The 11,744-nt window shown below is 52.1% G+C and carries 8 protein-coding genes; 4 read left to right on the top strand and 4 right to left on the bottom strand.

The genetic code is table 11. The features are described 5' to 3' along the window. Nucleotides 1-4: 4 nt before the first annotated feature. From J0A68_RS01210 to J0A68_RS01200, 3 genes are all read right to left on the bottom strand, one after another. Nucleotides 5-469 (bottom strand): RidA family protein, encoded by a 465-nt coding sequence (locus J0A68_RS01210; RefSeq protein ID WP_206576356.1) that lies wholly within the window; start codon nucleotides 467-469, stop codon nucleotides 5-7. A gap of 22 nt (nucleotides 470-491) precedes the next feature. Then, complete coding sequence (locus J0A68_RS01205) at nucleotides 492-1,805, bottom strand: gluconate:H+ symporter (RefSeq protein ID WP_206576355.1); 1,314 nt, start codon at nucleotides 1,803-1,805, stop codon at nucleotides 492-494. Nucleotides 1,806-1,879: 74 nt separating this feature from the next. Then, the gene (locus J0A68_RS01200) at nucleotides 1,880-4,078 is read right to left on the bottom strand and encodes a T9SS C-terminal target domain-containing protein (protein ID WP_206576354.1); all 2,199 of its coding nucleotides are present in this window, start codon (nucleotides 4,076-4,078) and stop codon (nucleotides 1,880-1,882) included. 149 nt (nucleotides 4,079-4,227) lie between these two features. On the opposite strand from J0A68_RS01200, the gene J0A68_RS01195 reads away from it, so the two are divergent. The 3 genes from J0A68_RS01195 to J0A68_RS01185 all read left to right on the top strand — a co-directional run bounded on the left by J0A68_RS01195 (nucleotide 4,228) and on the right by J0A68_RS01185 (nucleotide 8,344). Continuing rightward, nucleotides 4,228-5,427, top strand: a complete 1,200-nt coding sequence (locus J0A68_RS01195; protein WP_206576353.1) for a lipoprotein N-acyltransferase Lnb domain-containing protein — start codon at nucleotides 4,228-4,230, stop codon at nucleotides 5,425-5,427. A gap of 52 nt (nucleotides 5,428-5,479) precedes the next feature. Next, nucleotides 5,480-7,522, top strand: a complete 2,043-nt coding sequence (gene uvrB, locus J0A68_RS01190; protein ID WP_206576352.1) for an excinuclease ABC subunit UvrB — start codon at nucleotides 5,480-5,482, stop codon at nucleotides 7,520-7,522. A 186-nt stretch (nucleotides 7,523-7,708) separates the two neighbouring features. Next, nucleotides 7,709-8,344, top strand: a complete 636-nt coding sequence (locus J0A68_RS01185; RefSeq protein WP_206576351.1) for an AlbA family DNA-binding domain-containing protein — start codon at nucleotides 7,709-7,711, stop codon at nucleotides 8,342-8,344. Here J0A68_RS01185 and J0A68_RS01180 read toward each other — a convergent pair. Beyond that, the gene (locus J0A68_RS01180) at nucleotides 8,334-9,251 is read right to left on the bottom strand and encodes a 1-aminocyclopropane-1-carboxylate deaminase/D-cysteine desulfhydrase (protein ID WP_206576350.1); all 918 of its coding nucleotides are present in this window, start codon (nucleotides 9,249-9,251) and stop codon (nucleotides 8,334-8,336) included. The two genes, J0A68_RS01185 and J0A68_RS01180, sit on opposite strands and share 11 nt — an antisense overlap. Nucleotides 9,252-9,299: 48 nt before the next feature. Here J0A68_RS01180 and J0A68_RS01175 point away from each other — a divergent pair, with 48 nt between their 5' ends. After that, nucleotides 9,300-10,334: an RluA family pseudouridine synthase gene (locus tag J0A68_RS01175; protein ID WP_206576349.1), complete on the top strand. Its 1,035-nt coding sequence runs from the start codon at nucleotides 9,300-9,302 to the stop codon at nucleotides 10,332-10,334. Nucleotides 10,335-11,744 lie beyond the last annotated feature (1,410 nt).

The raw sequence follows: 11,744 nt of genomic DNA, 5'->3' as shown, positions 1-11,744 counted from the left end.
TGCCTCAGTGAAGCTCAAAGAGCGCTTCGATTTCCACCGGAATGTTGTCGGGCAATGAGCCAAAGCCTACGGCAGAGCGCACACCGATCCCGTTTTCCTCTCCCCACACACTCGCAAACAATTCGCTGCATCCATTGATAATGAATGGGTGACGCTCAAACTCAGGGGTGCAATTCACCATTCCCAGTACTTTGATCACGCGCTTCACCTTGTCCAGGCTGCCGACGTTTGCCTTGATCGTGGACAGCATGGCCAGACCGACCTGTCGAGCCGCCAGTTTGCCCTCGTCCATATCCATGTCCCGACCGATTCTGCCGATGATGAGGCTGCCATCGTCCTGTACGGTACCGTGGCCGGAGAGGTAGAGATATTTGCCGTCGATGAGGCAAGGCTTGTAGACGCCTAGTGGTTTTGGGGCTGGGGGAAGGCTCAGTCCGAGCTTCGCAAAGTTGATTTCAGGGGTTTCCATTGAGGTAAAATTTGGATTGAAATTAGACAAAAAGATCCAAAATCAGGACGCCGACAAGTCCCGCGACTGCCACGATAGTCTCCATCAGCGACCAGGATTTGATGGTGTCCTTGATGCTTACGTTGAAAAACTCTTTGTACATCCAGAACCCCCCGTCATTGAAATGGGAAAACATCAGGCTGCCCGCTCCAATGGAAAGCACGAGCAAATTAGGATCGACGTTCATCGTAGTGACCAGCGGCGCGATGATGCCTGCGGTCGTGAGTCCCGCTACGGTGGCCGATCCTACACAAACTCGGATCACAGCGGTGATCATCCATGCCAGGACGAGCGGATGGATATCCCAGGTTTTGAGGCTTTCCGCAATTGTCAAGCTGACTCCCGTATCGGTAAAAATCTGTTTGAGCGCCCCGGCTCCGGCTACGATGAGTAGGATCATCGCCACGTCTTTGGTGGCGACGGTGTAGATATCCATGAGCTTCACCATATCGGTTTTTCGCAGGATTCCCAGGGAGAAAGTGGCATAGAGGAGCGAAACCAGCATCACCACGCCGGGATCTGCGATGAAGTTGACCAGGGGGCGAATGGGGTCTTCTGAGGCGATGTTCAGGTTTAGGGCTGTGGTGCCGATGAGCAGAATCACCGGCAGCAGTGCGGTGAAGACACTGTTCCCGATGCCGGGGAGTTCACTTTCAGGCTTTGGCTCAGACTGGAAAGTCTTCAGTGGCTCGGATTTGATGTTTTTCAGAAATGGCGCAAAAAGCGGCCCCGCGATGATGATGGTCGGGATGGCAATCAGGAATCCGTAGAAAAGTGTGAGGCCCATGTTGGCGTCAAACTGTGCCACCAAGGCCGCCGGTGAGGGATGTGGGGGAAGGAACCCGTGCGTCACCGAAAGTGCAGCCAGCAGGGGAATGCCCACGTACACCGCGGGAAGTTTGTATTGGTAGGAGACGGTAAAAGCCAAGGGCACGAGCAGCACGAAGCCCACATTGTAAAACAGTGGAATACCCACGATCAGACCTGTCACGGCCATGGCCCAGGTCATGTACTTTTGCCCAAAGATCTTCATCAAAAAGCCCGCGATCCGCTGTGCGGCCCCGCTCTCGGAGACCAGCTTGCCGAGCATCGCTCCGGTCACGATCACGATGACCAGGTCTCCCAGCATCGCCCCCATGCCTTTTTGCACGGACTTGGCGACTTGGTCAGCGGGCAGTCCCAGCATGAGCCCAGCGGCGATGGCGGATATCAAAAAAGCAAGAAAGGGATTGAGCTTGGCCCACACGATCAGCAGCACCAGGATCGCTATGCTGAGCAAAACAAAAACAAAGGTCATAGGTTGGTTTGGGGTTGGATGGGTAAGATAGGGAAATCGGGGAAAAGAGCCTTTCCCGCCAAGCAATATTGGGCCTATTTCCTGATCAACTTCCCGGCAAGTCTGTGCTGTTCCGAAATCACCCAAATAAAGTAGACTCCCGGAGGGAGGTTTTGCGCCACCTCGGCTAGGTCCGTCTCGGGGTATTTGTATTGGCCCAGCAGCTTTCCTTGGAAATTTTGGATCACCACCTCTGCGACTTTCCAGTCCAAGTGGTCGGGAAGCTCCAAATGCAAGGGGCCGGAGGAATAGGGGTTTGGAGAGATGAGCAGCCTGTTTGTTGTGGTTTCGTTTTGCAGGGAAGCTTTCACGACCTTGCTCCAGACAGCGTTGCCCGCCTGGTCCACTTGCTTGATCCGATAGTAGTTTTCCCCCGACAGCTTTGCTGCTTTGTCCAAAAACAGGAACTCTTCACTTGAACTTCCACCGCCGAGCAAGCTCGCTTCCCCGATTTTTTCCCACATGGATTCCAATGGATTTGGGCTTTTGTGTATTTCAAAAAGCAAGTCCTCGTCGGCCGAGAGTACTTTCCATTTCAGCAAGATTCCCTGATCGGTTTGCGTCGCGCGCATGTCCAGCCAGCGGATCGGCAAAACGGATAGGGTGCGAAAGCTGCCGACCGTGAAGTTTTTCCCGTCCAGATCCGCAAAGGTCAGGCTCCGCCGCGCCCAAAGCTCCGTGGGGTCAAGTCCCGGCAGATGGTTGCCCGGAGCGGGGTAGCCAGTGCCGACGATTCTCAGGTCATCCACGTCATCGACGATCAGCTTATCCGCCGAGATCCTCAATTCGAGCGGGTTGGGACTCGGAGTCATTCCCGTAAACTGGAAAAAGCTGAACAGGCGGTACAGGATCTTGGTGCCGTCCACATCATCAAATCCGGAATTGTACTCGGCACCGGTGTATTCTGTCAGCGCGATGGTCAGATTTCCCCCGGAGGAGTTTCCAAGGAGTTGGACTTTTCGGATGCCGCCATTTCGGCTGTCTTCAAATGGAAAGGTGGCATTTGTCCCGGTCAGGGAAGCGGGCAGGCCATGGTAGCTGAACAGCCCCACATTTTTCCAAGAGCCACCAGCGTAGCTCAACGAGCCAGCCAGCCCCGTGTTGATGGCCATATTGTTTCCCCCCAAGTCCATGCTGCCCTGTGTGAGGGTGAGATTCCGGAGGATGGTAAGAGGTGAGTTTGGGAAAAATGTGCCGCTGGGCTTGTTCAGATTAAGGTCTCGCACGGAGAGCGGGAAGCCGATGATTTCTTGGTCGCCCGATCCGGCCAAGGTCAGGCTAGTACCGGTAGCGATGAAATTCCCAGATCCAGTCTTTTCCAAACTCCCCAAAAGCGTGAGCTGACTCGGCAGGCTGAGGTTTTGGTTTCCTTGGATCTCGATGTCCCGTACCACAATGGGAGCGGATGCATCAGAATAGGTGCTGGCAAGGTAGTTTTTGGCGGCGGAACCCCCACGGAAAATGACTTTGCCGTTGAGCTGGAAGTTTGCGGCCTCTATCCTCGGGGCGTTTCCTTCCAAGATGAGCGTGCCGCCATTTTGAAGGTCGAAGTTGAGGGCGCTAGTCGTACCGCTGGTAGATCGGTTGAGGATATTGGCGTTGCATTGGGAGATAAACGTCGCTCCAGGCTCGATGCTTAAGCTGCCAAATGGTCCGGAGCCAAATACCGAAGTTTCCGTGTTGAAGGACAGCGTAAAGCATGTATTGGGTATCACCGAAGTATCGACTTTTTGCAGTAGAGTTCCCGAGCGAATGGTGAATGAGAGCGCTTTGAAAGGCGCTTCCAACGTCAGCGTTTCCCCCGGATCAGCTTCGAAGACGACGGCAAAGCGACTTTGTGTAGTCTGTGCACTCCAACTGTTTTTCTGACTGATTACCCGAGAAGTGCCTTTGAATACAATCGTGCTTGAAATCGAATTTCCAATCCAGTTTTGGCTGTTCCAAGCATTGTCCGGAGTACCGGGTGCCGCTCCTGAAAAGGCGTGCAAAGATCCATAGACATGGAGCTGAAAGCCCGACAAAACCAGTTTTTGCCCTGCGCCTGTCTCAGCATTGATAAACACACTTTTCACAGACTCGTTTGCCGTAAGAGTCAAGGTGTGGGTTTGGTCGATGTAGATGTCGTTTCCCTGGCCCGGTTTGACGGTGGCAGGGTTCCAGGCGAAGCCGTCCCAAACAGCCCAAATGGAGATGCTTTGGAAATTCCCGCTTGCGATGGTTTTATAGGCGTTCAATTCTTGGGGAAATGCCTCTCCAAGAAGTAGGTTGACCTCGGCAACTGCCAGAATTAACCAGTATATTCGGCGGTTAAAAAAAATCCACCTGAATACTAAATTGGATCGTATATCCATAAAAACAGGGATTTAAAAAAGTAGTTTAATTTATGCAAGAGGTCTCTAAAAACAAACTAGTTTACCTTCTTTTTTTGCTGGTTTTCATGGGGTTAGCTCCGGCCCGTGCGCAGGTGTATGAGATCAGCCTCTTGACCTGTTCGCCGGGAGAGGAGCTTTATTCCAGCTTTGGCCACAGCGCCATTCGGGTGAGGCAAGTGGAGCCCGCTGGGCAGGATGTGGTGTTCAACTACGGGACTTTTGATTTCAGCGCCCCCAATTTCTACGGGAAGTTCACCATGGGGCAGCTGGACGACTATTACCTCAGCGTCACCACCTTTCCCAACTTCCTGAGGGAGTATGACTACTATCAGCGGGACGTGCGGGAGCAGGTGCTGGATCTGAGCGAGGATCAGCAGCGCCGGATCGTGGAGTATCTGTGGACGGAGGCGGAGCCCTCGAGGCGGTTTTACAGCTACGAGTTTTTCTTCAACAACTGCGCTACCAAGATCCGTGATGCCTTTGAGGCGGCCCTGGGCGAGCAGCTCTCTTGGGATGAGACGGTGAAAGAGGAGGAAAAGACCTTCCGAAACCTCATCGACGAGTACGTCTATCCCCTGCCTTGGGCGGATTTTGGGATAGATCTGGCGCTGGGCTCGGTGATCGACCGCGATGCCACGGAGCGGGAGGAGCAGTTTTTGCCCGATTACATGGAGGCGGCTTTCGCCAAAGCTACCATCCAAGGCGACGGCCCATCCAGACCGCTCGTGAAAGCTTCCCGCACGGTGCTGGAATATCCCAAGTCGGAATTTGAAATGGGCCTGGTAAACCCCTACTACCTGATGTGGGGAGTAGCCATTCTTTTTATGCTTTTGACTGTCATCGGCCACAAAAAGAAACGCCTCTTCCTTGGCTTCGACCTGGGCCTGTTCGCGATCCTTGGCTTGCTGGGCTTGCTGCTGGCGTTCTTGTGGTTTTTCACCGACCATGCTGCCACCAAGTGGAACTGGAACCTGCTTTGGGCTTTCCCCGGCCATCTGGCGCTGGTATATGGTTTGGCCAAAAAACGATTTGAACCCTGGGTAAAAAAATACCTGCTTTTCGCGCTGATTCTGGCGGATGCCGCGGTGGTTTTTTGGATATTGGGTTGGCAGTCTTTTCACCCGAGCCTGATCCCGCTCTTGCTGGTGATCATTCTTCGCACGAACTACCTCTACTACAATCTGGGAGGTAGGTCGCTGGCAAGAGGCTGATTTTGGAGTTTTGAAAACCTTTTGACCCGATTTCGTTGTTGGGAGAGATGCTATGGATTTTAAACTGACCTCTGACTACCAACCCACGGGCGACCAGCCCAAAGCCATTGCGGAACTCACTGCCGGGGTGCAGGCTGGCGAGCCTGCGCAGGTATTGCTCGGCGTGACCGGCTCGGGCAAGACCTTCACCGTCGCCAACCTGATCCAGCAGACGCAAAAGCCTACTTTGGTGCTCAGCCACAACAAGACTTTGGCGGCGCAGCTTTACGGTGAGTTCAAGCAGTTTTTTCCCGAAAACGCCGTCGAGTACTTCATCTCCTACTACGATTACTATCAGCCGGAGGCTTTTATCCCCAGCTCCGGCACCTATATCGAGAAGGATCTCAGCATCAACCAAGAGATCGAAAAGCTCCGGCTGAGTGCCACTTCTTCCCTGCTTACAGGGCGGCGCGATGTGATCGTCGTCGCCTCGGTGTCCTGTATCTACGGTATTGGCAATCCGGATGAGTTTGGCAAAAACGTCGTACGCCTCCAGGAAGGCGACCGGATTCTGCGAAACCAGTTGCTTTTCAAGCTGGTGGACATCCTGTACAGTCGCACGCAAATGGATCTCACGCACGGTACGTTCCGTGTGAAGGGCGACACGGTGGATATCTTTGTGGCCTACGCCGATTTTGCTTACCGGATTTTCTTCTGGGGAGACGAGATCGAGGCGATCCAGCGCATCGAGCCCGCCACGGGCAAGAAGCTTTCTGACGAAAAGATCATCTCCATCTTTCCCGCCAACCTCTTTGTGACCGGCCGCGAAACCATACAGACTGCGATTCATGAGATCCAGGACGATATGGTGGCGCAGGTGAATTTCTTCGAAAAGGAAGGAAAATTCATGGAGGCCAAGCGGCTGCAGGAGCGGACGGAGTTTGACCTGGAGATGATCCGCGAGCTCGGCTATTGCTCTGGGGTGGAAAATTATTCCCGCTACTTCGACCGAAGGCTGCCAGGGGCGAGACCTTTCTGTCTCTTGGACTATTTTCCGGATGACTTCCTGCTGGTGATCGATGAGAGCCATGTGACGGTGCCGCAGATCCGCGCGATGTGGGGCGGAGACCGCTCCCGAAAGGTGAATCTGGTGGACTACGGCTTCCGCCTGCCTTCTGCTTTGGACAACCGACCGCTGAAGTTTGAGGAGTTTGAGACCCTCACCAACCAGGTCGTCTATGTCTCCGCGACTCCAGCCGACTACGAGCTGGCGCTCACCGAGGGCGTGGTCGTGGAGCAGATCATCCGTCCTACCGGGCTTTTGGATCCCACCATCGACATCCGTCCGAGCCAAAACCAGATTGACGATCTACTAGAAGAAATTGACCAAACCATTAAGACTGAGGCTCGGGTTTTGGTGACGACTCTCACCAAGCGTATGGCCGAGGAGCTGCAGAAGTTCCTCGAGCGGGCGGGAGTGAAGTCCCGCTACATCCACTCCGAGGTCAAAACGCTGGATCGCGTGGAGATTTTGCGGGAGCTGAGATTGGGAGTTTTCGACGTGCTCGTAGGGGTGAACTTGCTGCGGGAAGGACTGGATCTGCCGGAGGTTTCCCTCGTGGCGATCTTGGATGCGGACAAGGAGGGTTTCCTGAGAAATGAGCGCTCCCTAGTCCAGACCATCGGCCGTGCCGCGCGAAACTCCGAAGGCCGCGTGATCATGTATGCGGACAAAATCACCGAATCCATGCAGGCAGCCATCGACGAGACTCGCCGTAGAAGGGCTTTGCAAATGGCCTACAACGAGGAACATGGCATCACGCCGACTACGGTGATCAAGTCCCGAGACAAGATCATGGGACAGACGAAGGTCGCCGATTCCAAGAAAGGGGTGAAATACTACGCCGAGCCTATGCCTGCCGAGGCGATGGTGGCAGCCGATCCGGTGGTCGAGTACCTCAGCAAAGACAAGTTGGAGAAGCTTATCGTCCAGACCCAGAAACTCATGGAAAAGGCGGCCAAGGAGCTCAACTTCATGGAAGCCGCCCGACTGCGGGACGAGTGGCAAGCCCAAAAATCCCGACTGGAAGGACTCAATCGAGGTCTGGGAAATTAATCCAAGTGTAGATATGCGCTTGTTTTCCAGTATCCGAACGGCTCGAGGGAAACAACCAGTAAACTCTAGCTTTGTCAACTCTTCGGTCTTCCGCCATCGGTCTTCCAGCCTGCTTGAGCAGACAGGCCCGATTGTTATTGAAAACTCGCTTACTGGCAGAAAAGCGTATATCCATATTTCTAAGCTATGACCCTTCAGGAAGTGAAGGCCCTGGCTGCCAAAGGCGAGGGGCTGAAGATAGAATTCAAGAAAAAGGCGGCTTTTCCCGAGAAGATCGTCCGGGAAGTGATCGCATTGGCCAACACGGCAGGAGGCGACCTGCTGATTGGAGTGGACGATGACGGCACGGTGAGCGGGCAGCGCTATATCGAGGAAGAGATTTTTGTACTTGAAAAAGCCATCCGGGAATTGATTTTTCCAGAGTTGCGGACGGAGGTTTTTACGGTGAAGCTTTCGGAGAAAAAGGGCGTGGCGGTATTCCGGATTCCGCTTAGCATCGACCGTCCACACTATCTGAAGGAGGGGGAGCGAAAGCAATCCTACATCCGCGTGCAGGATCGGAGCGTGCAGGCGAGCCGAGAGGTCTGGGAGGTGCTGCGAAGAAGCCGGGTTCCCAGAGACACGATTTTTACCTACGGCTGGAAGGAAGAAATCCTGATGAAAGCCCTCGAGGAAAAGGAGCGGATCACGCTGAAGGAATTTCAGAAGTTGGCCAAGATCCCGCCATTTCTGGCTTCAAAGACGCTGGTGCGCCTTGTTTCCGCCAACGTGTTGACCCTCCATCCCCAAGAATCGGAGGACTTTTTCACCCTCAAGTCCTAGGCAGCTCGATTCCGGTTTTCTCGGCAAAACCCGCATTGCCCTGTAGGCCGCCGGTGTGGATCATCAGGATGTGGGAGTTCTTTGGGAAATGGCCTTTCCCGACCAAGTCCCAAAGACCAAAAGCCAACTTTCCGGTGTAAATCGGGTCGAGGGGAACTCCAAACTCCGCATAAAACCAAGTCATGAAAGCGATGAGTTCGGGTTTGGTTTTGGCATAGCCGCCGAAATGATAGTCGCTGCGGATGGCGAGCTCTCCTCTTGGCTTGATTTCGTGTTTTTCCAGCAAAGCATTGATTTCCCCGTGGATGAAGTCGCCCTTGAGGGAAGAAAATCCGAGCAGGGTCTGATGGTTTTCCATCGCCGATGCGAGCCCTGCAAAAGTGCCTCCAGTCCCTATGGAGACGCAGACATGGGAAAATTCCGAATGTTCTTTCCCCAATATTTCGCTAGTCCCCCGAATGGCAAGCGCGTTCGTACCGCCTTCGGGGACGAGGTAAAAGTCGCCGAATTCTTTTTTTAGCAGGTCTAAAAACTCGGGACTGTCCTTTTTTCTATAGCTATCCCGATCCACGAGATGGAGCTTCATGCCCATTTTCTGGGCGTGGCGCAGCGTGGGGTTTTCCAGATCCACGTCTTTTCCGCGAATCACCCCGATGCTCTGTAGCCCCTCTGAGCGTGCAGCGGAAGCGGTCGCGTAGATATGGTTGGAAAAGGCTCCTCCGAAGGTCAAAACGGTGCTTTTCCCTGATTCTTTCGCTGCTTCGAGGTTGTATTTGAGCTTGAAAAACTTGTTGCCCGAGACCGCCGCATGGATCTGATCCAGACGCATCACGGCTAGCTTTACTCCCTTTTCTGCCAAAAGAGCGTGGGAAATAGGCTGAATCGTAAAAGGTTGGGGGAGAAGCATTGCGGGACTTTTGCCAAAGTTAAGGCACATCCCCCTATTTTTGCAGCCATGAGCCAACAGCCCGAAGAAGAGTACGAAGAGGACGACATCGAACTGTACGAGCGCCACCGCATCCTGGTGGACAAGGGGCAGTCCCCCGTGCGGATCGACAAGTTTCTCACCGAAAAGATCGCCCATGTCGCACGGAACAAGGTGCAGCACGCCATCGAAACCGACACGGTTTTGGTGAACGGAAAGCCCGTCAAGTCCAACTACCGCATCAAACCCCTGGATGACATCCAGGTTTTCATGGACAAGCCAAGGCGGGACACAGAGGTCATTCCCGAGGATATTCCACTGGATATCCTTTTTGAGGACAAAAGCTTGCTGATCGTCAACAAGCCTGCGGGGATGGTCGTCCATCCCGCCCAAGGCAACTGGAACGGAACGCTCGCCAACGCGCTGGTGTATCACTTTCAGCACCTTCCCGAGATGAAGGGCAACGAAGGACGGCCTGGCTTGGTGCATCGCATCGACAAAGACACCTCTGGACTGCTCGTGATTGCCAAGTCAGAGGAGGCGATGACGCCGCTGGCGGCGCAATTTTTTCACCACACCATCGAGCGGACCTACCTTGCGCTGGTTTGGGGGGAGCTGGAGGAGGACTCGGGAACGATCCGTGGGAATGTGGGCAGAAATGCCAAAGACCGTAAAGTGATGGACGTTTTCCCCGACGGCAGCCAGGGGAAGCATGCCGTGACGCATTGGAAAGTGCTGAAGCGCCTGCGCTACGTGACCCTAGTGCAGTGTAATCTGGAAACGGGCCGCACGCACCAGATTCGTGCCCATATGAAGTTTATCGGCCACCCGCTCTTTAACGACGCCATGTATGGAGGGGACAAAATCCGAAAGGGGACACAGTTTGCAAAGTACAAGGCTTTCGTGCAAAACTGCTTTGACCTCATGCCCCGTCAGGCGCTGCATGCGATGAGTTTGGGCTTTGTCCATCCGCTTACCAAGGAGCGGCTGCACTTCGAGGCGGGACTTCCGGAAGACTTCAGTTCAGTACTCGAGAAATGGGAATCCTATGTCAATTTCGAATGATCTGTTGCGGAAAGTGAAAAAAAAGTGGTGGTATTGTGTAGAATAGAAAATATTTGGCTTTAAAAAGTGTTAAAAACATAAAAAACAGGCTTGCTGTTAGCAGATTGTCAAAAATCAGGGATGAATTGTGTGTCAATTTATTGATATGTCTAAATTCAATCGTTGTCATTAAAAATAATGTAAATATTTGATCATATCTTTGATAAATTTGCAATGAAAGGAAAAGCTGTGCTATATTTGAAACATCAAAAGGGATAAACGATCCCTCACACATAATGTAGGATGTTGAAACTGGCAGACAAGCCCTCCTGTCTCGGGGGTGGAGTACCGATAGCTATCGGTAGGATAAAGCATTTAGCGAGCTCGTAAATTTGCCTAACTACTCCGTGGAGGTTCGAATCCTTCTCCTACAGCAGGTTATTTTGGGTTTATTGTTAATTGACTAAAACCATGAAATTGTATTTCATGGTTTTTTTATTGCCCAAATTTTTCAGTGCGAGGCTCAATGGCGATTGAAAATCTTCCAAAAAGCCACTTTTCGCAACCCATTGCATTGATGATTGTTTAGCTGAAGTGCTTTTATTTTGAATATTGTGTAAATAATTGAAAATATGTTTGAAATATTTGTAACAAATAGCCCGGTCTGTTAACTTTGAGATATCAATAAGGGATAAACGATCCCTCACACACAATGTAGGATGTTGAAACTGGCAGACAAGCCCTCCTGTCTCGGGGGTGGAGTACCGATAGCTATCGGTAGGATAAAGCATTTAGCGAGCTCGTAAATTTGCCTAACTACTCCGTGGAGGTTCGAATCCTTCTCCTACAGCAGGTTATTTTGGGTTTATTGTTAATTGACTAAAACCATGGAATTTTATTTCATGGTTTTTTTATTGTCTGATTTTTCCGAGAAAGAATAAGATTCTGTCTTCGGCTAGGACTGCGGAATTAATATTGGATAAATATTGAAACGGTAATCTATTATCAAATTCTCAACGAAACAGCCTTTTTTCAGCCTCTCATTTTTGATAAGTGTATTTTTTGTGTTAAAAATTAACAATAATGTAAAAAAACAAAATAAAACTTGACGAAATTTTAATAAACGAATGGTATTTCTAATTTTGGGTCATCAAGTTCTCAAACCTATTCAAACTATTGCAAAAAGCTCGTAAGAGCTTTTTGACTATCAGGGGGTCGGGACGATTTCCGTCAAAGGGCGGAAAGAGCCCTTCCTCCCATTTAATTGCTTGACATACTGTAGGATGTTGAAACTGGCAGACAAGCCCTCCTGTCTCGGGGGTGGGGAGCTCAGCACAAAGCGTAATTCAAACCGGACTATTGCCTAACTGCCTCGTGGAGGTTCGAATCCTTCTCCTACAGCGCTTCAGAAAGCAACGCCTCGCGTTGCTT

It is taken from the genome of Algoriphagus oliviformis (assembly GCF_017254915.1).
Classification (GTDB): Bacteria; Bacteroidota; Bacteroidia; order Cytophagales; family Cyclobacteriaceae; genus Algoriphagus; species Algoriphagus oliviformis.
The sequence above is the reverse complement of the archived record's forward strand: the minus strand, read 5'-3'. Positions and strand labels throughout refer to the sequence as shown.